Annotated in this window: 23 protein-coding genes; 10 read left to right on the forward strand and 13 right to left on the reverse strand. The window is 62.1% G+C overall.

Annotated elements, in window-relative coordinates; all coding sequences use genetic code 11:
* Positions 1–67 precede the first annotated feature (67 nt).
* The 3 genes from ACT3UA_RS07745 to ACT3UA_RS07755 all read right to left on the reverse strand — a co-directional run bounded on the left by ACT3UA_RS07745 (position 68) and on the right by ACT3UA_RS07755 (position 2,723).
* Positions 68–814, reverse strand: coding sequence for a hypothetical protein (locus tag ACT3UA_RS07745; protein ID WP_096286980.1), 747 nt, complete (start codon positions 812–814; stop codon positions 68–70).
* A gap of 26 nt (positions 815–840) precedes the next feature.
* Complete coding sequence (locus ACT3UA_RS07750; RefSeq protein ID WP_444615881.1) at positions 841–1,578, reverse strand: DUF5058 family protein; 738 nt, start codon at positions 1,576–1,578, stop codon at positions 841–843.
* 413 nt (positions 1,579–1,991) lie between these two features.
* Positions 1,992–2,723 carry a FadR/GntR family transcriptional regulator gene (locus tag ACT3UA_RS07755; protein ID WP_096286976.1) on the reverse strand — a complete coding sequence of 244 codons (732 nt, stop codon included), beginning with the start codon at positions 2,721–2,723 and terminating at the stop codon, positions 1,992–1,994.
* Between the two features lie 208 nt (positions 2,724–2,931).
* Between ACT3UA_RS07755 and gndA the strand changes: the two genes are divergently transcribed.
* The gene (gene gndA, locus ACT3UA_RS07760) at positions 2,932–4,371 is read left to right on the forward strand and encodes an NADP-dependent phosphogluconate dehydrogenase (RefSeq protein ID WP_096286974.1); all 1,440 of its coding nucleotides are present in this window, start codon (positions 2,932–2,934) and stop codon (positions 4,369–4,371) included.
* Positions 4,372–4,440: 69 nt separating this feature from the next.
* Here gndA and ACT3UA_RS07765 read toward each other — a convergent pair whose 3' ends face one another.
* Positions 4,441–5,019, reverse strand: a complete 579-nt coding sequence (locus tag ACT3UA_RS07765) for a TetR/AcrR family transcriptional regulator (protein ID WP_096286972.1) — start codon at positions 5,017–5,019, stop codon at positions 4,441–4,443.
* A gap of 99 nt (positions 5,020–5,118) precedes the next feature.
* Between ACT3UA_RS07765 and ACT3UA_RS07770 the strand changes: the two genes are divergently transcribed.
* From ACT3UA_RS07770 to ACT3UA_RS07790, 5 genes are all read left to right on the forward strand, one after another.
* Entirely contained in the window at positions 5,119–5,505 is a 387-nt protein-coding gene (locus ACT3UA_RS07770; protein ID WP_444615884.1) for a DUF1304 domain-containing protein, read from the forward strand.
* A gap of 46 nt (positions 5,506–5,551) precedes the next feature.
* A complete protein-coding gene (locus tag ACT3UA_RS07775) occupies positions 5,552–6,562 on the forward strand; it encodes an NADP-dependent oxidoreductase (protein WP_444615886.1) in 1,011 nt (336 codons plus the stop codon).
* A 421-nt stretch (positions 6,563–6,983) separates the two neighbouring features.
* Positions 6,984–7,370 carry a hypothetical protein gene (locus tag ACT3UA_RS07780; RefSeq protein WP_096286966.1) on the forward strand — a complete coding sequence of 129 codons (387 nt, stop codon included), beginning with the start codon at positions 6,984–6,986 and terminating at the stop codon, positions 7,368–7,370.
* Positions 7,371–7,397: 27 nt separating this feature from the next.
* Entirely contained in the window at positions 7,398–7,991 is a 594-nt protein-coding gene (locus ACT3UA_RS07785) for a TetR family transcriptional regulator C-terminal domain-containing protein (protein WP_444615888.1), read from the forward strand.
* 123 nt (positions 7,992–8,114) lie between these two features.
* Positions 8,115–8,645: a hypothetical protein gene (locus ACT3UA_RS07790; RefSeq protein WP_096286964.1), complete on the forward strand. Its 531-nt coding sequence runs from the start codon at positions 8,115–8,117 to the stop codon at positions 8,643–8,645.
* On the opposite strand, the gene ACT3UA_RS07795 is transcribed toward ACT3UA_RS07790, so the two are convergent.
* The 4 genes from ACT3UA_RS07795 to ACT3UA_RS07810 form a co-directional block, all read right to left on the reverse strand.
* Positions 8,646–9,167, reverse strand: coding sequence for a DinB family protein (locus tag ACT3UA_RS07795; protein WP_444615890.1), 522 nt, complete (start codon positions 9,165–9,167; stop codon positions 8,646–8,648).
* 76 nt (positions 9,168–9,243) lie between these two features.
* Entirely contained in the window at positions 9,244–9,723 is a 480-nt protein-coding gene (locus ACT3UA_RS07800) for a GNAT family N-acetyltransferase (protein WP_096286960.1), read from the reverse strand.
* 3 nt (positions 9,724–9,726) lie between these two features.
* Positions 9,727–11,988 carry an ATP-binding cassette domain-containing protein gene (locus ACT3UA_RS07805; RefSeq protein ID WP_096286958.1) on the reverse strand — a complete coding sequence of 754 codons (2,262 nt, stop codon included), beginning with the start codon at positions 11,986–11,988 and terminating at the stop codon, positions 9,727–9,729.
* A gap of 3 nt (positions 11,989–11,991) precedes the next feature.
* On the reverse strand, positions 11,992–12,930 hold the full coding sequence (locus tag ACT3UA_RS07810; RefSeq protein ID WP_255248456.1) for a dihydrodipicolinate synthase family protein: 939 nt from the start codon (positions 12,928–12,930) through the stop codon (positions 11,992–11,994).
* Between the two features lie 315 nt (positions 12,931–13,245).
* Here ACT3UA_RS07810 and ACT3UA_RS07815 point away from each other — a divergent pair, with 315 nt between their 5' ends.
* On the forward strand, positions 13,246–14,529 hold the full coding sequence (locus tag ACT3UA_RS07815) for a dicarboxylate/amino acid:cation symporter (protein ID WP_096286954.1): 1,284 nt from the start codon (positions 13,246–13,248) through the stop codon (positions 14,527–14,529).
* A 116-nt stretch (positions 14,530–14,645) separates the two neighbouring features.
* On the opposite strand, the gene ACT3UA_RS07820 is transcribed toward ACT3UA_RS07815, so the two are convergent.
* On the reverse strand, positions 14,646–15,077 hold the full coding sequence (locus ACT3UA_RS07820) for a hypothetical protein (RefSeq protein ID WP_146112391.1): 432 nt from the start codon (positions 15,075–15,077) through the stop codon (positions 14,646–14,648).
* A 131-nt stretch (positions 15,078–15,208) separates the two neighbouring features.
* Between ACT3UA_RS07820 and ACT3UA_RS07825 the strand changes: the two genes are divergently transcribed.
* Complete coding sequence (locus ACT3UA_RS07825; RefSeq protein ID WP_105552054.1) at positions 15,209–15,634, forward strand: hypothetical protein; 426 nt, start codon at positions 15,209–15,211, stop codon at positions 15,632–15,634.
* A 256-nt stretch (positions 15,635–15,890) separates the two neighbouring features.
* Here ACT3UA_RS07825 and epsC read toward each other — a convergent pair whose 3' ends face one another.
* The 3 genes from epsC to msrA form a co-directional block, all read right to left on the reverse strand.
* Entirely contained in the window at positions 15,891–16,475 is a 585-nt protein-coding gene (gene epsC, locus ACT3UA_RS07830; protein ID WP_096288809.1) for a serine O-acetyltransferase EpsC, read from the reverse strand.
* 139 nt (positions 16,476–16,614) lie between these two features.
* On the reverse strand, positions 16,615–17,550 hold the full coding sequence (gene cysK / locus ACT3UA_RS07835) for a cysteine synthase A (RefSeq protein ID WP_096288807.1): 936 nt from the start codon (positions 17,548–17,550) through the stop codon (positions 16,615–16,617).
* Between the two features lie 127 nt (positions 17,551–17,677).
* A complete protein-coding gene (gene msrA, locus ACT3UA_RS07840; protein WP_096288819.1) occupies positions 17,678–18,205 on the reverse strand; it encodes a peptide-methionine (S)-S-oxide reductase MsrA in 528 nt (175 codons plus the stop codon).
* 131 nt (positions 18,206–18,336) lie between these two features.
* On the opposite strand from msrA, the gene ACT3UA_RS07845 reads away from it, so the two are divergent.
* Together ACT3UA_RS07845 and ACT3UA_RS07850 are read left to right on the forward strand one after the other, a co-directional pair.
* On the forward strand, positions 18,337–19,290 hold the full coding sequence (locus ACT3UA_RS07845) for a Nif3-like dinuclear metal center hexameric protein (RefSeq protein ID WP_105552055.1): 954 nt from the start codon (positions 18,337–18,339) through the stop codon (positions 19,288–19,290).
* Positions 19,266–19,679, forward strand: a complete 414-nt coding sequence (locus ACT3UA_RS07850; RefSeq protein WP_255248531.1) for a VOC family protein — start codon at positions 19,266–19,268, stop codon at positions 19,677–19,679. Before ACT3UA_RS07845 ends, ACT3UA_RS07850 begins: the two co-directional genes overlap by 25 nt.
* 97 nt (positions 19,680–19,776) lie before the next feature.
* Here the strand turns inward: ACT3UA_RS07850 and ACT3UA_RS07855 are convergent, their stop codons facing one another.
* Positions 19,777–22,137, reverse strand: coding sequence for a fibronectin type III domain-containing protein (locus ACT3UA_RS07855; protein WP_444615896.1), 2,361 nt, complete (start codon positions 22,135–22,137; stop codon positions 19,777–19,779).
* Positions 22,138–22,468: the final 331 nt, after the last annotated feature.

Consider the following 22,468-nt stretch of genomic DNA (forward strand, 5'->3'; position numbering starts at 1 on the left):
TTCCTGGTCCTTTGACAAGTAGGTGCGGCGGAACCACGCAGAACCGCCGCAGTGAATCGGCTCGTTGCTAATACACCGGACCCTCCGGCGGCACCTCGCCCTCGGAGTCTTCCGTGGACGGCAGGCTCTTGCGGTCGCGTAGCACCCAGGCCAGCACGGCCGTGGAGATCACGGCGATCGCGGTGGAGAACAGCGCCATCTTGGGGGAGAGCGGCGACAGCACGAAGACCACGATCAGCGAGACCACCAACGCGATCACCGCGGCGCGCGGGGACTTCTGGCTGACGATTGCCTGGATGAGAACCGCACCCATCACCGTGGGCAGGATGTAGACCTGGACGGTGTTCACGATATCGGCGGGAATCACGCTGACCAGCCAGGTGCCGAGCAGCCCGACGAAAATGAACAATGAGGTCAGGTGAACCGCGGCCGCACCACAGATGGCAGCGACCGAGGACAGCTCACCCTTGCGGGTTCCGGGCCTCACCCCGATGGTCGACTGGGCGATCATGGCCGCGGGAAGCAGCTTATTGGAGATGTTGCCAATCATGAACGCCTGGTACATGGACGAGGCGCCGAGGATCGGGTAATAGGTCAGCGGTTCAACGACCCAGATCACGCCAAAAACCGCCGCTAGGGCGGCGAAGGCGGCGAGGACACCGGCGAGTTCAATATCGAGCCCGGAGAAGAAGACCAGATAGGTCGGGGCCGCGAGAGAGAAAAAGAGGCCAATGATCATGGTAATCCGGCCCCAGCGCGAGGTGGTCTTGTCGAAGGTTCCGAGCGCCTCGTGGATTTCGGTGGAATTGCTCATGATGTGCTCCTTGAATCCAGTGTGGGCTAGGCACGCGTAGCGAGGTGCGTGATGGCCAATGACAAGATGATGGTGATGCCCAGTGCCCATTCTTTGATCCAGGGCCGGTCCACGCGTTTGGCGAGGAGCATCAGCAGGGTCATGATCACCGCCGAGGAACCGAAGGCGACCACATGGATCCAGGATTTGGGAAGCTCGCCGATGCCGAGCACCATAAAGGCGGCGACCATCGCGGCCCCCGGAACGATCATCATGATGGCGGGGTTGACCTTGCGCAGCGCCGAATCACCGCGTTTGAGCAGCGGGGTGAGCACCAGCGTGGCGATCATCCACATGGCACCGCCAAGGCTCATGGCCGCAAGCGCCAGGCCGAAGACCGCTTGGGTATAGGTGGGGCCACCGAGTTCGGCGCCGGTGGAATTCACCGCGATGGCCGCGGCCGCGGTTTCATAGGATACCGATCCGATCAGACCAATGCGGACCAGCACGGCCGGGGTTCCGAAGACCGTGAGCAAGGCGACCGCCACCATGACTACTGCCAGCGACGGGCCCAAAGCGGAGATGGCGCCTGCATTAAAGCTTCTCTTGATCTCCGCCTGGCTCATTCCTATATGAGGCGCCGCGATTTTGGCGGCCTTCATGTAGATGATGCTCTGGAGCACGATGACCAAGAAAACGCCGACGGCGCAGGCCCAAAGCACCGGCGAATTGGCTACTGCGAGAATATCGGTGGAATTGTTGTCCACCACGGCTGGGAAGTGCATCAGCGGTCTACCCTTCAGCGCATGGTTCACGGCGGAAAGCGAGCGCCGTGTTGAACCAGTTTCATGCCCGATGCACAACTCAGGCACTTCTCGTCGGGGAACCGTTATGCCCGGTAACTGCGCCCCAAGGTTTCCGTACGCGGCGGGGCTCGGGGGTGAATGAGGCTGGCCGAAGTGAGCCCCACCGGTGTCCGAGCGTGCTCCGGGATTCACCGGCCACGAGTGTTCGGAAGACTATGCAATTGTTCGTGGCCTGTCGCCGCGTGCCACTAACCATACTTGACTTACGTCACATCGAAAACAGTTTTTTCGGGTGTTCTGCCACAGCTCGCAAGCGCAGAATAAATCTCTGACCAGCGATTAAAGGTGTCGGGCTCACTCGGGGGCGGGTCGTGGTCCGTGGTCGCGCGGCGCTATTTTTTCGTATTCGGATCGACGAATACGCGCGGTGCGCCGTCCCACAGGCTGCAGATTTCGTTGTGCGTGCGGCGCATAATGCTTTCCATATTGCGCCTTGCGCCGAGCGCATCCACATGGGAGATGCTTTCGGCAACCGACTGGTGCCAGGCCAGGGCCTCCTCATGCGGGCGTTCGGGCATCAGGCCCAGTTCGGTGCGTCCGCGCAGGATCGCGGCAATGGGGGTGGCCAGATTCGCGAACATTTCATTGCCCGAGGCGGCGAGCACCAGGCAATGAAAGCGAATATCCAGTTCGAGGAAGCGACGCAAATCGCCCTGGCGTCCGTAATGATTCATCTGGGCCGAGATCAGCAGAAGCTCTTTGCGCATCGCTTCGGGGGCAAACTCTGCGGCTAATTCTGCGGCCATCGGCTCCACCGAGATGCGCAGTTCGGTCAGCGAGCGCAGCTGGGCGCCGCGTTGCTCGCTCGCCAGGCGCCAGCGGATGACCTGAGTGTCGTAAGGATTCCACTCTTCGGGCCCCAGAACCCTGATGCCTACGCGTTTGGTGCTGGTGACTAGGCCGCACTGCGCTAGAACGCGCACCGCTTCACGGATCACGGAACGGGAAACCTGGAGCTTTGCCTCCAGCTCGGCGGCCAGGATGATCGATCCGCGCGGGATCTGCCCGTTGACGATTCGGGAGCCGAGGTGCTCAACCACATGAGCGTGCAGACTAGTTGCCATGGCGTCAGTTTAGCCAATATCTGCTGGTCAAGATGCGCTGGCACAGCCGAGGCGAAAAATAAATATGCTTTAAAAAGCGTTCAGGTCTGGGAATCGATGGGTGCGCACGCGTAGAATAGAACCCGTCACATGGCCGTGATGGAGGCCGTGAGTTCCCGGTTTCCAAAAAACGGTACAACTCCCCGGTAACTGATGGAGACTTATTTTTATGCCTGCACAGATTGGTGTCACAGGTCTGGCCGTGATGGGCGCGAACCTCGCCCGCAACTTCGCCCGCAACGGATACACTGTCGCCCTGCACAACCGCTCGGTCGCCAAGACCGATGCCCTGCTAGAGGCGCACGGCGATGAAGGTGACTTCATCCGCACCGAATCGCTCAAAGAGCTGGTCGCGAATCTCGAGACCCCGCGCCGCGTGCTGATCATGGTGAAGGCCGGCGGTCCGGTTGATTCGGTCATCGATCAGCTGGTGCCCTTGCTCGAAGAAGGCGACATCGTCATCGACGCCGGCAACTCGCACTACACCGACACCCGCCGCCGCGAAGCGGCACTGACCGAAAAGGGTCTGCACTTCGTTGGCGTTGGCGTCTCCGGTGGCGAAGAGGGTGCACTGCTCGGCCCATCGATCATGCCAGGCGGGTCGGCCCAGTCCTACAAGGCTCTGGGCCCGATGCTCGAGAAGATTGCGGCCAAGGCCGACGATGGCGCTCCATGCTGCGCATGGATCTCCACCGACGGTGCCGGCCACTTCGTGAAGATGGTGCACAACGGCATCGAGTATGCCGACATGCAGGTCATCGGCGAAGCCTACGACCTGATGCGCAATGCCGCTGGCATCGAGCCGGCGAAGCAGGCAGAGATCTTCGCCGACTGGAACAAGGGCGAGCTCTCCAGCTTCCTGATCGAGATCACCGCGGAGGTCCTCGGCCACACCGACGCTGCCACCGGCAAGCCACTGGTCGATGTCATCCAAGACTCAGCAGGCCAGAAGGGCACCGGTCGCTGGACCGTGCAGTCCGGCCTGGATATGGGGTCGCCGGTTTCGGCCATCGCCGAATCGGTCTTCGCTCGGTCATTGTCCTCGCAGCGCGAGATCCGCGCGGTGGGCCAGAAAGTCCTGGCGGCCAACACCACCGAGGTCACCCTGCCGGAGAACTTCATCGAGGATGTGCGCCAGGCGCTGTTCGCCTCGAAGCTGGTCTCCTACGCGCAGGGCCTGGACATGCTCACCTCGGCTGCCGATGAGTACAACTGGGAACTGAAGATGGACGAGATCGCCGGGCTCTGGCGCGAAGGCTGCATCATCCGTGCCGCCCTGCTCAAGGACATCACCGCCGCCTACTCGGCAGATGAGAAGCCGGTCAACCTGCTCTTCGCTCCGGCCTTCGCCGAGGCAATCGCCAAGGCCGTGCCGGCTTGGCGCCGCGTGGTCTCGGTTGCAGTGCAGCTGGGTATCCCAGCGCCGCTGTTCTCCTCCTCGCTTGCCTACTACGATGGCCTGCGCCGCGACCGTTTGCCGGCAGCGCTGACCCAGGGGCTGCGCGACTACTTCGGCGCGCACACCTACCGACGCGTCGACAAGGAAGGCACCTTCCACACGCAGTGGAGCGGTGACCGCACCGAGGTCGAGGCAGTGGACACCCACTAGTCTTCACGCATCACGAGCACACCCGCAGATTCTTCTTAGAATCTGCGGGTGTGCTCGTTTAATCGGAGGTCAGTCGGCGAGCAGCAGTTCTGCCGTGGCCAGCAGCCGCACGGCCTCCTGGGGCGCTATGCGCACCAGGGCGAAAGATGCGACCACAAGGCCGGTGATCGCGGTGCTCAGCATGCCCGCGCGCTCCGCACTCGCCTCGGGCAGCGCGCTGGCCACGCCACGGAGTATCGCGGCCTGCAACTCGGCGCGGTATTCGCCGATGATGCGCGAAATCTTCGAGTCCTGGGCCAAAGGTGCGCTGGCGGTATTGATCAACAGGCAGCCATGCGCGGCGGGCAGGGATTCTGGGCGGGCAAAAACGGCGGCGAGCCCCTGCAGGTAGTCGGTGAGCGCCGAGGCCGGAACCTGGTCTGCGAGCAGCGGGAGCAGCCGAGGCCGCACGATTTCTTCGAGGTAGCTGACGACAGCCGCATCGAACAGGCCACGCTTGGAACCGAAGGAATTGTAGATACTCGAGCGGCTGAGTCCCGTGGCGGCTTCGAGCTCGGGCACCGAGGTAGCCTCGAAGCCCTTCGACCAGAAAACCGAGCGAGCATTTTCGATGACTTCCGCGCGGTCGAAAGCTAGTGTTCTTGCCATCACATACCTTTCCACTTTCGGTAACGACCATTCCAGTATATATTGAAATGGTCATTACAAAATAACTTGGGCCACTAAGCCCGTAGGGAGCCCTCCATCATGGTTATTACCGGACTCGTGCTTGGCGCGTTGGCAGCAATCATTCACGTCTACATCTTCTTGATGGAATCCGTGTGGTGGACCACCCCGCGAGCGCGCGCAATTTTTGGAACCAGCGAGGCGGAAGCGAAGGCCACCAAGGAACTGGCCTTCAATCAAGGCTTCTACAACCTGTTCCTCGGAATCGCGGTTTTGCTCGGTGTGGTGCTTTTCCTCATGGGCCAGCCGGTGATCGCAGCCACCTTGGTGCTCACCGGTGCCGGTTCCATGGTGCTTGCCGCCACGGTACTGCTGACCTCCAGCCCGGACAAGGCCTCCGCGGCGCTGAAGCAGGGAGTGCTGCCGCTCCTCGCGGTGATCTTCATGATCCTCGGTCTGGCCCTCTAGGTTATTTCCGTACCCGACAACCACCCCCAGAAAGGTACTCATCAGGATGAGCGAATTTACCAGTACGCAGATCCAGCTAGCTAGCCGTCCCACCGGCTGGCCAACTGCCGAAAACTTCAACGTCACCACCAGCGCCTTCGGGCCGCTGCGTGCCGGCCAGGTGCGAGTACGCAACGAATTCCTATCCGTTGACCCATATATGCGCGGACGAATGAGCAATGCGCGTTCCTACGTTGCGCCCTACGGGATTGGCGAACGGATCACGGGAGGCGCGATCGGCCGCGTCGTCGAGTCCGCAGCCGAAGAGCTGCCGGTCGGAACGGTGGTGCTCCACCAGCACGGCTGGTCCGATACCGTCCAGGAAGAAGCCTCCAGCTTCAGCCAGGTTCCCGAGATTCCGGGCATGCCCCTGTCATTGCGCCTGCATATCCTTGGGATGACCGGGTTGACCGCCTATGTTGGCCTGACCGAGATTGCCTCGTTGAAGGCCGGGGAGACGGTCTTCATTTCCGGCGCCGCAGGTGCCGTGGGTACCGCGGCCGGACAGATCGCCAAGCTGCTCGGAGCCAAGCGGGTCATCGGTTCTGCCGGCAGCGCCGAGAAGGTCGAATTGCTCACCAGCAAGTACGGCTACGACGCGGCGTTCAACTACAAGGACGGCGATGTGCGCGGCCAGCTGGCCGCCGCCGCTCCCGAGGGAATCGACGTGTTCTTCGACAACGTCGGAGGCGAGCATCTCGAAGCGGCGCTAGCTTCCTTCAACGACGGTGGACGCGCCGCACTGTGCGGGGCGATCTCCGGATACAACACCACCGAAAAAGCCGCCGGCCCGGACAATATGGCCAACCTGATCACCCGCGGGCTCAAGCTGCAGGGCTTCACCCTCTCCAGCTACCTGCACCTGTCCGGAGAATTCGGGCAGCAAATGGGGGATTGGTTCGCCGCGGGCAAGATCGCCTACGACGAGACCATCGTCGACGGCATCGAGCACACCGTGGATGCGTTCCTGGACATGATGCGCGGCGCCAACACCGGCAAGATGCTGGTGCGGATCTAGCCGCCAGCACCATGAAGTGAGTGCCACTGGGCTCTGCAATGACTTTGCAGAGCCCAGTTGCGCTCCTGCTGTCTCCCGTCGCTGCCAGAGTGCATTGAGAATTTTGCCGACCAAGACCATGCGTGATTCGGTGAGCCAATCCGCGGGCCTGGGGATTCAACCATGCTTGGCGAGGCGAAATTCGCAGGCTTCGGAACTTGGCCGGTCACCGCTCGCCCCGATCGGTGCAAATTGCGGGCGTGCATAAAAACTCGATTCCCGCAGGCCACCTTGCGGTTCCCGGTGCGCATCGCAACGGCGGCCGCGGAAAGCCGAGAAAGTATCTGGCTCCTACCCCTAGGAGAGCGCCGGAGTGAAGCGTAGAGTAGAAATAGACCGACCGGTCTAATTTGATGCAGTATTTCTTCAAGGGAGAAGAATCATGCGTGTGGCAAGGGGCGATGTCGAAGTCAGGATGGAAATTCCCGGCGCGGTAATCCGTCAGCGCAAGGGATTCGGCGACGGGAGCGGATTCGAGTCCATCAGCGGTGAATACTTCACCCTCGCCGCGGGCGTGGACACCACCGCGTTGTTCGAGGGACTGGAAGGCGATCTGTGCCAATGCCCGCATTGGGGCTACGTGCTGCAAGGCCGGATCACCACCACAGATTCCCTGGGCGCTCAGGAAACGGTCGCCGCCCATGATCTCTTCTACTGGCCGTCGGGCCACAACGTGCGCGTCGATGCAGATGCCCAAATCGTCATGTTCAGTCCGGAGCAGCCGCACAGCGAGGTTATCGACCATATGATCAAGAAAGTCGGTGGCTAACCCCTCGTGGACGCACCGTCTGGTCAAATGCACCATCCGACCAAGCAGCTCCTGCTCGATGCGGGGATGCCGATGCTGCTGAAGCAGGGCTACAACGATCTTGGTATCCAGGCATTGCTCGCGGCCACCGGCACCCCGAAGGGCTCCTTCTACCATCATTTCCGGGACAAGGAAGATTTTGCGCTCCAAGTCATCGGGCAGTACATGCGCGGGGTGCACGACGGTCTCGATACATGCCTGACCGATGAGCATCTTGCTCCGCTGGACCGGGTGCGGGCATTCTTCGAGCTGACCCAGCAGAGCTACCGCGAGGAGGGCTATCTGGGCTGTCTCCTGGGAGGCCTGGGCCAGGAACTCTCTGGGGTCAGCGAGGTGTTCCGGCGCAAGATCGATGGGTGCCTGACCCAGATTGCCGAACGCATCGCGGCCTGCCTCCAGCTGGCTATCGAACGCGGCGAGGTTGCGGCCGGGGCCGACCCCCGAATCATGGCGACCCTCTTGGTGGATTGCTGGGAAGGCGCCGCGCTTCGCAGCCGGCTTCGGGGGAATGCCCAGCCGCTGAACGAAATGCTGGACTTCTACTTCACCTCGGCCGTCGGCCGCGGTACGCCGAATCCCTGAAATGAACAGCGCCTGAGCACCGTGCTCCAAGCCTCGCCGGTCTGATGGGCCCTGGCGGATCATGATCCGCATTTAATCGACCTGGCCAGCCACAAGAAGTGCCCACCGGGTTAGGATCGGATCATGTATGGATTGGATTCGACCTCCGGGCCGGTCGCGGGACTGCTGCTGCTCGCCCCGCTGCTCACCGTCCTGGTCGCCGCGGCGGGTGCTTTTGTGGCGCTCAGGGCCCTGCGCTTCCGGACTAAAATCAAAAGCGCCGAGCAATGGTGGGTGCGCGTGGAAAACGCCGTCAACCATTGCCTGGCCGACAGCACGGTTGAGCAGAATTTGGGCACCACCATGCTCGCGCACCTCCAGGGCCAGGGCGAGATGCCCGAGGGCCTGGACGAGGAGCAGCGCCGCGAATGGGAACGGCTGAGCAAATTGCGCTGGAAGGTGCAGCCCGAGGATCTGGCGATGATCCACGACATGGTCAAGGATCTGGCGCTGAGCAAGTCGCGGCGCTTTAGCTCGATGGGAATACGCTTGAATCCGGAGCTGCGCCCCGAGCACGAGACCATGATGCGCCAAGCGCAGCTGGCGCTCCGGATCGACCAGAAGCTGGGGCGCGACAGCGACCCGGAGATCTTGAAGATCTTCACCAGCGAATAGCTAGGGCCGAAGGCTCAGCTGCCGGGCATGGAATGCGAAATGCCGGCTGGGGTAGGCGTAGATCTCGGATAGCGTCATCGATCGGGAGAACAACGGGTCCCAGCGCTCCGGGAAATCCGCCCGCCGCAAGAGCGCGGCGGGGCTCACCCGATCCAGCTTCCGCTCCAGGGCATTGATGGTCAGCCACAGCCGGCGCTCCATGCGCCGGTGGTTGAACACCAGCGCCGCCGCGCAGGAGCCGGCGTAGTTGACGGGATGAAACAGCGGGGTTGTGGCGTTCAGCAGCCGGGAGAATCCGGACTGCACCCCGGCCGGGCAGCGCACCAGGACGTGGACCAGCGGGATCAGCGCGCGGACTACCATGTAGCCGAAGACCATGTGGAAGAGCAGCTGCTCATTGCTCCAGCCGGTGCCGATGCTGCTCCGGCGCAGGTCGGCCCGGCTGGCGGTGCGCAGCAGGCGGTGCAGACTTTGCGCATCCTGCCGGTAGCCCCTAACGATCCGGGACTTATTCTCCTCCATCGCAGTGCACCTCACGCAGAGAACTCGAACCGGCGGGCAACCCACCGAACTTCATTGTAGGCCCGTGCGGATTCGCTCAGCGAAGCATGCGCAACTCGATCATTTGCGGCAGCCCTGGATCTGTTTTTTCGGCCCCATCGAAGGCGAATCCGTTGCGCCGATAAAACGCCGTGGCCCGTGGATTGCCCCGGGCCACCCAGAGCACCGCCGGCTCGTCTCCCAGCACCGCGTCCAAGAGCCCCTGCCCGATGCCGCTTCCATGGCATTGGGCCAGCAAGTACAGGCTGTACAGCTGCAGCCGGTCTTCGCCATCCAGTCCCGGCCCGGCGAGCGCGAAACCCACCAGTTCTCCTTGCGACTCGGCCACGACCCGGCGCAGTGCCGGGTTCTGGTCGGCGACCAGACGCCCCCAGAGGGTGCGCCGTGACTCCAGCTGCTCCGGGGTGAAGTAATCGGCCGGCAGCTGGTTGGCGTAGCTTTGCTTCCAGCAGCGGGTATGCAGCTGGGCAAGGGCCTCGACATCGGCCGGTTCGGGGGCGCGCAGGGTGAAGTCCATGGGCTAGCCGGCGGTGTATTCGGCCAGGTGCTGGCCGGTGAGCGTGCCGGAGCCGGCCAGCTGCGCCGGGGTCCCTTCGAAGACGATGCTGCCGCCGTCGTGGCCGGCGCCCGGGCCCAGGTCGATCACCCAGTCCGCGTGGGCGACCACGGCCAGGTGGTGTTCGATCACGATCACCGTGTTGCCTTCGTCCACCATTTCATCAAGTAATCCCAGCAGCCGGTCCACGTCCGCCATGTGCAGGCCGGTGGTGGGTTCGTCCAGGATGTAGGTTCCCTGCCCCTTGCCCAGGTTGATCGCCAGCTTCAGGCGCTGGCGTTCGCCGCCGGAGAGGGTGTTCAGCGGTTGGCCGAGCTTGACGTAGCCCAGGCCCACCTGGTTCAGCCGTTCGAGCATCGCCTTGGCCTTGGGGACCTTGAGCTGTTCGAACGCTTGTTCGATGCTCAGGTTGAGCACCTCGGCGATGTTCAGCCCGTCCAAGCGGTATTCGAGGACCTTCGCGGTGTAGCGCTTGCCTTCGCAGACCTCGCAGCGCAGTTGCACTCCGGCCATGGTGGCCAGATCGGTGTAGGTGAAGCCCACCCCGTTGCAGTTCGGGCAGGCCCCTTCCGAATTGGCGCTGAACAGCGCCGGCTTGACGGAATTGGCCTTGGCGAAGGCCGCGCGGATCGGATCCAGGATCGAGGTGTAGGTTGCCGGGTTGCTGCGCCGGGAGCCGCGAATGGCGGACTGGTCCACCACCGCGACGTCCTCGCGCTTGGAGATGGTGCTGTGGATGAGCGTGGACTTTCCGGAGCCGGCCACCCCGGTGATCGCGCACAGCACGCCGCGCGGGATGTCCACGTCGATATTCTTCAGGTTGTGCGTGCTGGCCGCGCGGATCTGCAGCGGATCCTGGCCGCTGCGCACATTTTGCTTCATTGGCACCCGGGCGGAGAAGTGCCTGCCGGTCACCGTGTCGCTGGCCAGCAGGCCTGCCAGGTTGCCCGCGTAGCTGATGTTGCCGCCGTGCAGCCCGGCGCCGGGGCCGAGGTCGATCACATGGTCGGCGATCTTGATGACCTCGGGCTTGTGCTCGACGACCAGCACCGTATTGCCCTTGTCGCGCAGGTCGCGCAGCAGGTGGTTCATGCGCTGGATATCGTGCGGGTGCAAGCCCACCGTGGGTTCGTCGAAGACGTAGGTGACATCGGAAAGCGCGCTGCCCAGATGGCGGATCATCTTCACGCGCTGCGACTCGCCTCCGGAGAGGGTGCCGGCCGGGCGGTCCAGTGAGATGTAGCCCAAGCCGATCTGGATCATGGAGGCGAGAATCGCGCGCAGATTGGCCAGCAGCGGAGCGGCGTCCTCGATCACCAGCTTCACGAGCTCCGCATGCAGGTTGGTAACCTGCATGGCGGTCATCTGGGCGATGCCCAGGCCCGCAATCTTCGAGGCGCGCGCCTTCTCGCTCAATCGCGAACCGTTGCAGGCCGCGCAGGGTGCGGTGGTGGAAATCCGCTCGATCCAATCCCGGATATGCGCCTGCTTGATCTCCCGGCCGGAGTGGATGTAATTGGACTTGATCCGGGTGATCAGCCCGGAGTAGCTCATATTCGCCCCGTTGAGCTTGACCTTGCCCGGCTCCGCGTAGAGCATCCGCTCCAGCATGTCCTTGGGCATGTCCTTGAGCTTCACCTGCAGGTCCGGCTCGGTGCCCGCGGTCAACGTCTGCCAGAGCCAGGAATCCGGGGCGAAGTTCGGGGCCGTGATGGCTCCCTCGGCCAGCGTTTTATCCCAGTCGAGCAGTTCGTCCAGGTCGATGCTCGCCTCCGTGCCAAATCCCTCGCAGGTCGCGCAGGCCCCCTCGCCAAGGTTGAACGAGTACGCTCCGGCCCCACCGGCGCTCGGCGTGGAATAGCGCGAGTAGAGCACGCGCAGCAGCGAGTACGCGTCGGTGGCGGTGCCCACGGTGGAGCGCGAGTTCGCCCCCATGCGCTCTTGATCCACCACGATCGCCGCCGACAGGTTTTCCAGCACCTCGACATCGGGCCGCGGCATCGAGGGCATGAAGGACTGAACGAAGGAGGTGTAGGTTTCGTTGATCAGCCGCTGCGACTCCGCGGCAATGGTGCCGAAGACCAGCGAAGACTTGCCCGAGCCGGAGACTCCGGTAAAAGCGGTGATGCGGCGCTTGGGGATGTCCGCATCCACCCCCTGCAGATTGTTCTCCCGTGCTTGGCGGACGCGGATCAGGTCGTGGGTATCTGCAGGATGCTGGGTCATGAGCTAAATCCTACCCAGTTCCCGCAGCAGCTCCCTGGCCCGGGTGCGCAGTTCCTCGCTCAGATTGTGCAACGGGGCCGGCAGGGCGGAGTCCGAGACCATGCCGAGTTCCCGGGCCAGTCCCGCGATGGCGCGGGCGCTGCCGCCGCAGGCGGTGTAGAACTCCCACAGGCTGGCAAGCTGCCCCGATTCGGCGAGCGCACGCTCATGGTCTGACTCGCTGGCCGGCTTGGAGATCCGCAGCGCCAGCTCCGGCAGGGCTCCGGCGAGCACGCTGTACCACCCGTCGCACCCGGCGGCCAGGCCCGCGGCGGCGACGGCATCTCCCGAAATCCCCAGCGTGACGTCCGCCGGGATCACCGAACGGATGGCTGCGACGTGCTCGCGTGCCGCTTGCGGGTTAGCCGGCAGCGGCGGGATCTTGATCGACGCGACATTTGGCAGGGCGCCAATGCGCGCGTAGAGCTCCAGGCTGAAGCTGAAGTGGGTGGTGCCCGGGTTGTCATAGAGGATTACCGGCAGGGTGCTCGCCGCGCAGACCGCGGCAAACAGGGCGAACACCTCATCTTCGGTCAGCGGCTGATAACTGACCGGCGCCAGGAGCAGTCCTTGGGCCCCGGCCAGCTCGGCCGAACGCACATTCGCCAAGACCTGCGAGGTGCGCAGCGCACCGACGCCCACGTACACCGGCGTTCCGTTGGCGGCAGGCACCGCCAGCTCGGCTGCCCGGGCGCGCTCGCCGGGATCGAGATAGGCGTACATGCCGGTGGAACCGAGCACGGTGATCGAGTCGACGCCGCTGCCAGATAGCCGCTCGATGAGCGCGGTGAAGCGTGGCTCGTCGAGGCTGTCCTCGACCAGGGGAGTGAGCGGGAAGGCGCTGAGCCCGGAAAACATATCGAGGTGCTCCAAGTCATGGGCGGATAGGATGGTGTCTCTCATTAAAGCCGGGGGTAGCGCCGTGGCAGAATATGACGCGGTGCAGGTAACCTGGTGTCCCTCCACGGGCTGGAGCGCTAGCGTTTAACCGTTGTTCGGAGACGGAACGCTGCGTGGATTCGCCAAAGCGCGGGATTCTCTGGACAAAAGGCGAGAGTTGGCGGCATTGAGCCACGTCTCATCCATATGACCTGGCTCATGGTTTCTAAGAACCGAGTGCAGGCCATAACATGGTGGATGCATGTCGTGCGCCACAAAACCCGTGGTCTCGACGCCCCTCAGCTCGTCACACATCATTCGTCACCATGAAAGAAGCACATGAACCTGTTGAAAAAGATCCCACTGCTTGGGTGGATCCTTGTTGCTATCGTCCTGGGTATTCTGCTTGGGCCGGTGATGCCGGTGTGGCTGGGCAGCGCTTTCCTCACCTACAACTCGATCTTCTCGGGATTCCTGAGCTTCATCGTGCCGCTGATCATCTTGGGCCTGGTGATGCCCGCGATCGCCGAGCTGGGCAAGGGTGCCGGTAAGTGGCTCGGCGTGACGGCGCTGATCGCTTACTCCTCCACCGTTCTGGCCGGCCTGCTCGCCTACTTCGTGGGCCGCTGGCTGTTCACCGCCTCGCTCAGCGGCGGCGGCGTGGAAACCCTCGGCGAGGACTCCGGGTCCGGGTTCGAGGCCTACATCTCGCTGGTGACATCCGCCGGCGACGGGGCCACCGAGATCGTTTTGGAACCAGTCATCGGTGTGATGAGCGCGTTGATCCTCGCGTTCGTGATCGGCATCGGCCTGACCGCATTCCGCAGCACCGTGCTCTTCCGCGGTGCCGTCGAATTCCGCACCATCATCGAGATGGTAATCCGCCGCATTATCGTCCCGGCACTGCCGCTGTTCATCTTCGGAATCTTCCTTGACCTCTCGGCCAGCGGCTCGGCCGTGACCGTGGTGACCAAGTTCCTGCTCGTGGCCGTGGTCTCCTTCGCGCTGACCCTTGTGGTGCTGCTGGTCCAGTACACGGTGGCCGGTTCGATGACCGGGCAGAACCCGCTGAAGGCGCTGTGGAATATGCGTGACGCATACTTCACCGCCCTGGGTACCTCCTCTTCGGCGGCCACCATTCCGGTGACCCTCGCCTCGGCGAAGAAGAACGGCGTCTCCGATTCGGTGGCAGGCTTTGTGGTGCCACTGGGTGCAACCATCCACCTCTCCGGCTCGATGGTCAAAATCACCTGCTTCTCCCTGGCCGTGCTGCTGCTCACCGGCGGCAATGTCTCCTTCGGCGCATTCCTGCCATTCATCCTGATGCTCGGTGTCATGATGATCGCCGCTCCTGGCGTTCCCGGCGGTGCCATCGCGGCTGCCGCTGGCCTGCTGGCGCAGATGCTCGGCTTCGGCGAGGTCGAGGTTGGCCTGATGTTCGCCGCCTACATCGCGCTGGACAGCTTCGGCACCGCCACCAACGTGACCGGCGACGGCGCCATCGCGTTGATCATGCACAAGCTCACCCGCGGCAAGCTCGGCGCGCAGGCACAGGATCCTGCCGATGAGCAGGTCGAGGTCATCGCGGGCAGCGGCAAAGAGTCGCACACCTTGGCCGAGTAGCTTTTCGCTGCACCAAAAAGCACCTGGGACCAACGCGTATGCGTTGGTCCCAGGTGCTTTAAGCGTTCAACGGTTGTGCTTGTCGCGGTGGGGCCGCAGAAGTTAAAGGAACGTCGCTACGGGCTGGGGATGAGGACATTGTCGTCAATCCTGATCCATCCTTCGGATTCCAGCGCCCGCGTGTCAGAGTCATCCCTGACGAGGGAAGCCGCCCTGTTGCTGGGTGGAGCCGACGCGGTCACTATCACGTCGGTTGCTCCCAGCGAACCACAGCCGGAAAACCAATGGGGATCTGCGTCTGGGGGAACAACGATGATGCATCCGATCGAGGAATCAGCTGACCTCGCAGCGAAATAGCGTACCTGTTCGTGGGTAGTCAGGAGCCTTGAACTTTCCCGGTCAATGGTGTCTCCCAAATCAATCGCTGCGGGAAGTGCATCCTCGGAAGCGAATTGTTCCTCCAGTGCCTGAAGTCCGCTATGCCCGGAGCACGCGGTGAGGGCCAGTACCCCACCGATGCCAATGACTGCTGCAGAAATCGTACGCATACGCATTCTCGAACCTTCCGGGTGGACGTTAACGAAAGGCTACCTCAGTAAAAGGATTCAGGTCCCGCGGCTAACATTCGTTGCTCAGCTTTCATACGCAGATTGGGCAAGCAGGGCGGTAGGTTTGGAGCATGACACCGATTCGCAGAGCCGTGTACGGAATTTCGGTAGGTACGCTCGCAGCATTTTTGACTGGATGCACAGTTGACAGCCTGATCTGGGGAAACGATGGGGCCGAGGTGATTCGAACGACCGAGCAGCTTGTGAGCGATTTGGCATCGGGCGAAACATCAGGCACTGTCTGCGAGGATTCCGTTGCGGATCTCGGTGCGCCCAGCGATTGGTCGGGGCTTTCCGCTGGCGAGCCGGAGGAGTTCTTCGCGGGGCATTGGGTTGATCAAGTGGCGCTCGACCCTCAGTGGAGCATCAATCTAGAGGGTCTTCCCGAAGGAGCAGTGCCCGGCACCGACTATCCGGGAGACGTCTTTTATCGCGAAACCGACGATGGGTTATGCGTGATCGACGTGTCTTGGTCGACGCTAATTTCCGTAAACTGAGCAGCTGAGCAGCTAGGCAGCTGCGCGGAAGCTCGTCTACCCTCCGGTGTCCCGGCCACTGAAGGTGGTTGGTCTCAAATGCCGCTTCGGCTGCCTGCTAGCGAAACGCCTTCAGGGGCCAGATCGGGCAGTCCACTGGTTGCCATAACTTGCCGGCGCTTGTTCGAAAAGCAGGTTAAATGCCGGTGGCCCGGTGCCTTGGCACAGCAATTGCTATGCCAAGGCACCGGGCCACCGCAGGGGTCTCAGCGGGGGACTAGATCCACATCGCCGGGTCGATATACTCCGCCGGATCCACCGCGGGCTTATGCTCGTCTGGCTTGCGCGGTCGGTTCTGCGCCGGAATTCCGGTGACGATCGAACCTGCCGGTGCGTCCTTGACCACCACCGCGTTCGCGCCAACGGCCGAGTCGGCGCCGATGGTGATCGGGCCCAGGATCTTGGCGCCGGCACCGATGACCACGCGGTCTTCGATGGTCGGGTGGCGTTTGGTCTTGGCCAGCGACCGGCCGCCTAGGGTCACTCCGTGATAAAGCATCACGTCGTCGCCGATCTCGGCGGTTTCGCCGATGACGATTCCCATGCCGTGGTCGATGAAGAAGCGCCGCCCAATCGTGGCACCGGGGTGGATCTCGATGCCGGTGATTGCACGGTTCGCCTGCGAGAGCAGCCTGGCCGGCCAGCGTAGCGAGGGGTTCTGCCACATCTTATGCGCCAGCCGGTGGATCCAGATGGCATGCAATCCTGAATACACGAAGAAGTTCTCGGTATCGCTGCGTGCTGCCGGGTCATGGGAGCGGGCGTTGGCGAGGTCTTCACGTAACCGGGAGAAAAAACTCATATAAACAACCTTAGTGCGTGCTGCATGCTGAGGTGCCGCTGAATTGGGCACATGACAAATCGGCGCAAACCGCACCGCGGACCTATTAAGATCCAACGACGGGTCACGCCGATTTATTCGCGAAGAAAGAAACTATTTCTTAGCCGCGGATGTCATCGAAGAGCAGGGTGGAGATGTAGCGCTCGCCAAAGTCGGGGATCACGGTGACGATCTGCTTGCCGGCGTTCTCTTCGCGGGCCGCGATCTGCAGGGCGCCCCAGACGGCGGCACCGGCGGAAATGCCGCCGAGGATGCCTTCCTTAACGCCCAGGTCACGTGCCACCGAGACCGAATCCTCGATCGAGGCGTCGAGCACCTCGTCATACAGGTCGGTGTCGAGCACCTCGGGGATGAAGTTCGCGCCCAGACCCTGGATCTTGTGCGGGCCTGGCTTGCCGCCGTTGAGGATTGGTGAATCCTTTGGCTCGACCGCAACGATCTTGAGGTTGGGGTTCTTTTCCTTCAGGTAGCGGCCCGCACCAGTGATGGTGCCACCGGTACCGATGCCGGCCACGAGCACATCGATCTTGCCATCGGTATCTGCCCAGATCTCCGGGCCGGTGGTGTCCGCGTGCACCTGTGGGTTCGCGGTGTTCGCGAACTGCTGGGCCCAGATGGCGTTCTCCGAGGTGGCCACGATTTCCTTGGCCTTTTCTACCGCACCGCGCATGCCGTCGGCACCCGGGGTCAGCACGATCTCGGCACCGTAGGCGCGCAGCATCACGCGACGCTCGGTGGACATGGTCTCCGGCATGGTCAGGATGACCTTGTAGCCGCGGGCCGCGCCAACCATGGCCAGTGCGATGCCGGTGTTGCCGCTGGTGCCTTCAACGATGGTGCCGCCTGGCTTCAAGTCGCCAGACTTTTCGGCGGCATCGACGATGGCTACGCCGATGCGGTCCTTGACCGAGTTGGCTGGATTGTAGAACTCCAGCTTCACCGCGACGCTGCCTGGCAGCCCTTCACCTAAGCGGTTGAGCTTCACCAGGGGGGTGTTTCCGATGATCTCGGTGACATTGTTGTAGATCTTGCCCATGTATACGCAATCCTTACGTGACTCGATGCAGGCCGCTGATGCCCGGCGAGGGTGGTTGGAGAACGCCGTGAATACGGCGTTTCGTCCTTAAAGTTTCACTGCTAACCCTAATCGGCTCGCTCGCCGCTTAGCTCTCGTTAAGCCATTGGGCGTAATATTTCCTGACTTTTGCGAGCTTCGGGTCAATAATGACTCGGCAATACCCGACTTCTTGGTTCTCCGAGTAGTAATCTTGGTGCACTTGCTCGGCTGGGTAGAAATCTTTCGACTCCTCGATAGTCGTCACGATCGGGTCCGGGTAGAGTGCCGCGTACTTTTGCATGCTCGCCTCGAAGACCTCGCGCTGGCTTTCATCCAACGGGAACATCGCCGAACGATACTGCGTGCCCACGTCATAGCCTTGGCGGTTGAGCGTCGTCGGGTCGTGCACGGTGAAGAACATGTCCAGGATGACTTCGGCGGGAACCACCTGTGCATCAAAGATGACCGCAACCACCTCGGCGTGGCCGGAGGTGCCGGAACACACCTGCCGGTAATCCGGATTGCTGGTATGTCCGCCCTGGTACCCGGAGAGCACCGCGTGCACGCCACGGGTGCGCTGGTACACGGCGTCGAGGCACCAAAAGCAGCCTCCGGCAAGGACAAAGGTCGTCAGTTCGGTGTCCGCCACGGTCATTCGGGCGGAGAAACGATGGGGCGTGTCTAATCTGAGAATACTCACAGAGTCCATAACGTCGCGGCGTTGCATTATGTTCCTGAGCGGGCTGCACCGCGTAGGGTGGAAGCATGCAGAGCAAGGCTAATACCCCGCAGGATCCGGAGCAGAAGAACCCTGCTTCCCCGTCCGCCAACCTATCTTCCGTGAGCGATGAAGCGGCAGAGAACGTCGAGGCCGACGCGAGAACCGGTGCCACGACCCTGGGCGAAGTGCTTGAGGCCGCGGAAGAGCTGTGGCCGCAGTCGCTGGCCGAAGATTGGGATGCCGTAGGCCTGGTCACCGGCCGCACCACCGCCAAGGTGAAGAAGATCGTCCTGGCGGTGGACCCGACCTTGGAAGTCATCAACGATGCGATTGCACGCGACGCCGATCTGCTGATCACCCACCACCCGCTGTTATTGCGCGGAGTGACCCAGGTGGCGGGCACCAGCTTCAAGGGCGAGGCAATTCACCGGCTGATCGAAACAGGCACCGCCTTGTTGACCGCCCACACCAACGCCGACAATGCGATCGGTGGCGTGAATGACGCCCTCGCCGACGCCTTCGGCCTCACAGACTGCGTGCCGCTGGTCGAAACCAAGGACGGCCTGCCCGAAGAGGGGCTGGGACGAGTTGGCTACCTCGACAAGCCAATGAAGCTCGTGGACTTCGCCGAACGCGTGTATACCGTGCTGCCAGCGGTAGCCGGTGGCGTCCGCGTCGCCGGGGAGCGTCTGGGCATCGTCCGCAAGGTCGCCCTGTGCGGCGGGGCCGGAGATTCCCTCTTCGACGCGGTGCGCGCGCACAAGGCCGATGTCTACGTCACCGCGGATTTGCGCCACCACCCGGCCAGCGAAGCCCGTGAATCTGCCGATGGGGGACACCCTTTCCTCATCGATGTGTCGCATTTTGCCTCCGAATGGGTCTGGCTTTCGGCCGGGGCCCGGGCGCTGCAGAACGTCTTGCAGGATCTGGGCCATGAGGTGGAGATCGAGGTGTCGCAGATAAACTCCGACCCTTGGGACTTCGTGCTCACCCCGTAGCGATGCTGCATCATCTCGAACTCTGGGTGGCCGACCTGCGTGCCAGCACCAGCTCATTGGGCTGGCTGTTGCTGCGCCTGGGATTCGACGTCGAGTCCACGTGGGCCAGCGGCGTCAGCTATCGACAGCAGGACTTCTACATCGTGCTCGAATCCGGGCCGGACGTGATCGATGCGCCGCATCAACGGTGCGCCCCGGGAATGAACCATCTCGCGTTCCATGCCGGAAGCCGCGCGCAGGTCGATGAGCTGACCGCCGAGGCGCTCGAGCACGGCTTCTCCCTGCTGTTCCCCGCGGAGCATCCGCACGCCGGGGGAGCCGAGCACTACGCCGCGTACCTGGCGGACGCCGCCGGTTTCGAGATCGAGCTGGTAGCCCAAAGGGATTAAACAGTTTTGGTCGGTAACCCCTGAAAGGTTACCGACCAAAACTATTTCCTGGCGGTCAATTGCCTAGGTTGCGAGCTCTTCGTGCAAGCTGGCTTTCCTACTTGCAGCTCAATGCATCGTAGGAAACTTCCTTGGCGACTTCAGCTGTACCGTGGGTTGCTTTCACGGTGACGCTGCCAGCCTCCAAAGGTGCTTTTCCTGCGTTGAGCGGAGCCGAAGCGGACTTGCCCGGTCCCACATTATTCATCTTCTTGTTTCCGAATTCGCTGGAAACCTGCAGGGTAATCGGCGAATCCTCATTGTTCGTCGCGTTGACGTTAAGCATCGTGTTCTTGCCGATGCATCGGCTCGAAACGCTCAGCTCCACATCGATCGCTTCCTCAACCACGGGAACCTCGACGCCAGCCTCGGTAACCCACTTGGTTCCGGAATCGTTTTTGGTCACGGTGAAGCTGTCATAGACCTCTCCGATGGCCAGATCGGTGGTGGACGATGCGGTCTTTTCAGCCAAATAGGACTTGTAGGTCAAAGTATCCTCGGCGACATCGATCACCTGATAGGTAGTGAAGTCCTCGCCGCGCTTCACCTGCGTGGCATTGTTCTGCGTCCAGACGTTGTCGTTCTCGTCGGCCAAATCGTAGTGCTTAGCGCCAGAGTTCGACACGATGTACACCGGACCATCGGTGACACCAGCGAAATCGGTGACGTTGTCATTGTTGTAGCCACGTGAGTAAACGTGGTCGTGGCCCATCTGGACGAGATCGATGTTGTGCTTCTGGAAGACGGGAACCCATTCCTCTCGAAGCACCGGTTCATTGCGGCCCGCCGAAGCCGAATAGACCGGCTGGTGGAAGGTGACAACATTCCACTTGGATTTGCTCTTTTCCAGGATGTGATCCATCCACGCGGCTTGGAACTGCACCCAGAGGGTGGAGATTTTACTGGCCGGGCAGTCGTCCCCGGAGCAGGCGGGCAGGCTATCCGGAGTGAGGAAGCCCGCGTCGCGAGTAGCGTTTACGGTGATGAACCGCACGCCTTGATAATCGGTGAAGTACACGGTTTCTTCGGCGAAAGTGGTCCAGTGCTCAAAGAGTGCGCGGTACTGCGCGGCGGCGGCCGTATCGCCGCTGGTGAGCTTGGCAAGCTCGCCAGCGGTTTCCACCGACGGGTTGTTCCGTGGGTATTCAAAGTTGGCTTTCCAGGCGGAGAGTTTGTTATCCCCGGAGTATTCGTGGTTGCCCGGTGCCGCCATCACGTTGGCTGTGGCGGCGGACTGCTCCATGCCCTTGAACCAGTTGTCCCATTCGTTCTCATTGCTGCCGGTGTTGATGAGATCACCGGCGTGAACCGATCCGACGGCGTCGGGGGCGGTCTCCTGGGCTTGAGCGACGACCTTTGGCCACGTGGTGTCGAGGCCGATCTGCGCATCACCGTAGTAAATATATTGGAAATCGGTGACCGCGGTGTCTGCCGTGGTGAAGGAGTTCCATTCGCTGGTGTTGGAGCCGTTGGCCACACGGTAGGAGTAGCTCGTTCCAGGTTTGAGATCCTTGAGCTCGGCTGAGAAGTGCGGCAGCGGATTACCGTTAACCGGGTCGATGAATTCTGCAGCTACGGTGAGCACGTCTTCGCCTGAGGTCTCGCGGAATTCGACAGTTCCGGTCGCGGCGCCGGCGCTGCCGGCCATCCAAGAAACGTACTGGGACCTAGCCGGGGTCTCCGTTGGCGTCAGGATGACCCGCGAGATCGGGTCGATATCCTCCGTGACGTTAAGGCTCAGCTCGGGAACGTCCAGATAGATGTCGGAGCTGCCAGCGCGGTCATTATGCAGACTAATCACGACCGTGTTGACCCCGTCAACAAGTACATCTGCTGGAACTTCGAAGCTGCTCGATACGGGATTACCGTTGCTGGCACCGGCGTATTCTTGATTGCTTTCGCCGGTGAGCCGGTCATCGAGGAATCCTGCCACCTTGGTGCCGTTGATCCACATGACCAAGGCGTCATCGTAAACTACCTCGCCGGTGACGGTCAGGAAATCATCCGCGCCGCCTTCAGGCAATTCGAACTGGGTTCGGAAGAAATATGCCGGGGTAGCGGTGCCGGTTTGTCCGCCGAGGTAATGGTTCAGCAGTGTCTTCGGAGTGTAGGGGCCGACGGCACCCAAAGAACCATGCTTTGCGCCAAAACTGCCCGTCGCGCTTTTCCAGGTGCTATCGTCGAAATCGGTTGCAGTCCAGACATCCAGATTCGGCTGTCCTGCGGCAGGATCGGTGCCATCGTCGAGATATTTCCATTGAGTGCTTTCGGCCGAAACTACCACCGAATATTCCGATTCCGCAGCTGAATCGATGGGTGCTGCTTGCGCTGGGACGAGTGTGCTTCCCAGCAGAGCTATCACTGCTGCGGCCACCGAGCCGCGGCGTAGCCACGGTGTGGCATTCATCATTGGAGACATGTCTACCTTCAGGCTGTGAGCGTGTGGTCCGGCAGAGAATTTCGCCGATGGACCCAGCTAACGCCAAGATAATGTCTCGAAAGAGAACAGCAGGTGAACCTGTGATTCCTAGAATCGAGGCAGGGTGTCGAAACCTCCCCCTGCCAACGATGGTGCTATGCGCGTGGCGATGACCAACTGTGGTCCAAATGCAGCACCAGAGGAGGGCGACCTGTCGCCAGGACGTGTTCTGCGAATGCGGATTTCCAGCGTCTCTGCTTCGAATCCTCGGCAGCCGTTCAGCAGAGGCAATGATTCGGCGGGACATATCGCCCATCCGTGCCCCTAGCGG

The sequence above is a fragment of the Glutamicibacter sp. 363 genome (genome assembly GCF_052379505.1).
Taxonomy (GTDB): Bacteria; Actinomycetota; Actinomycetes; order Actinomycetales; family Micrococcaceae; genus Glutamicibacter.

Excerpts from the sequence above, each read along its gene's own strand:
- ACT3UA_RS07815 (WP_096286954.1), top strand. The coding sequence starts at position 13,246 with ATGAACCTGTTGAAAAAGATCCCACTGCTTGGGTGGATCCTTGTTGCT.
- epsC (WP_096288809.1), bottom strand. The coding sequence starts at position 16,475 with ATGAGTTTTTTCTCCCGGTTACGTGAAGACCTCGCCAACGCCCGCTCC.
- ACT3UA_RS07755 (WP_096286976.1), bottom strand. The coding sequence starts at position 2,723 with ATGGCAACTAGTCTGCACGCTCATGTGGTTGAGCACCTCGGCTCCCGA.
- ACT3UA_RS07745 (WP_096286980.1), bottom strand. The coding sequence starts at position 814 with ATGAGCAATTCCACCGAAATCCACGAGGCGCTCGGAACCTTCGACAAG.
- gndA (WP_096286974.1), top strand. The coding sequence starts at position 2,932 with ATGCCTGCACAGATTGGTGTCACAGGTCTGGCCGTGATGGGCGCGAAC.
- ACT3UA_RS07795 (WP_444615890.1), bottom strand. The coding sequence starts at position 9,167 with ATGGAGGAGAATAAGTCCCGGATCGTTAGGGGCTACCGGCAGGATGCG.
- ACT3UA_RS07785 (WP_444615888.1), top strand. The coding sequence starts at position 7,398 with ATGCACCATCCGACCAAGCAGCTCCTGCTCGATGCGGGGATGCCGATG.
- ACT3UA_RS07790 (WP_096286964.1), top strand. The coding sequence starts at position 8,115 with ATGTATGGATTGGATTCGACCTCCGGGCCGGTCGCGGGACTGCTGCTG.
- ACT3UA_RS07800 (WP_096286960.1), bottom strand. The coding sequence starts at position 9,723 with ATGGACTTCACCCTGCGCGCCCCCGAACCGGCCGATGTCGAGGCCCTT.
- ACT3UA_RS07805 (WP_096286958.1), bottom strand. The coding sequence starts at position 11,988 with ATGACCCAGCATCCTGCAGATACCCACGACCTGATCCGCGTCCGCCAA.
- ACT3UA_RS07775 (WP_444615886.1), top strand. The coding sequence starts at position 5,552 with ATGAGCGAATTTACCAGTACGCAGATCCAGCTAGCTAGCCGTCCCACC.
- ACT3UA_RS07750 (WP_444615881.1), bottom strand. The coding sequence starts at position 1,578 with ATGCACTTCCCAGCCGTGGTGGACAACAATTCCACCGATATTCTCGCA.
- ACT3UA_RS07770 (WP_444615884.1), top strand. The coding sequence starts at position 5,119 with ATGGTTATTACCGGACTCGTGCTTGGCGCGTTGGCAGCAATCATTCAC.
- ACT3UA_RS07765 (WP_096286972.1), bottom strand. The coding sequence starts at position 5,019 with ATGGCAAGAACACTAGCTTTCGACCGCGCGGAAGTCATCGAAAATGCT.
- ACT3UA_RS07845 (WP_105552055.1), top strand. The coding sequence starts at position 18,337 with ATGCAGAGCAAGGCTAATACCCCGCAGGATCCGGAGCAGAAGAACCCT.
- ACT3UA_RS07855 (WP_444615896.1), bottom strand. The coding sequence starts at position 22,137 with ATGTCTCCAATGATGAATGCCACACCGTGGCTACGCCGCGGCTCGGTG.
- ACT3UA_RS07820 (WP_146112391.1), bottom strand. The coding sequence starts at position 15,077 with ATGCGTACGATTTCTGCAGCAGTCATTGGCATCGGTGGGGTACTGGCC.
- cysK (WP_096288807.1), bottom strand. The coding sequence starts at position 17,550 with ATGGGCAAGATCTACAACAATGTCACCGAGATCATCGGAAACACCCCC.
- ACT3UA_RS07810 (WP_255248456.1), bottom strand. The coding sequence starts at position 12,930 with ATGAGAGACACCATCCTATCCGCCCATGACTTGGAGCACCTCGATATG.
- ACT3UA_RS07825 (WP_105552054.1), top strand. The coding sequence starts at position 15,209 with ATGACACCGATTCGCAGAGCCGTGTACGGAATTTCGGTAGGTACGCTC.
- ACT3UA_RS07780 (WP_096286966.1), top strand. The coding sequence starts at position 6,984 with ATGCGTGTGGCAAGGGGCGATGTCGAAGTCAGGATGGAAATTCCCGGC.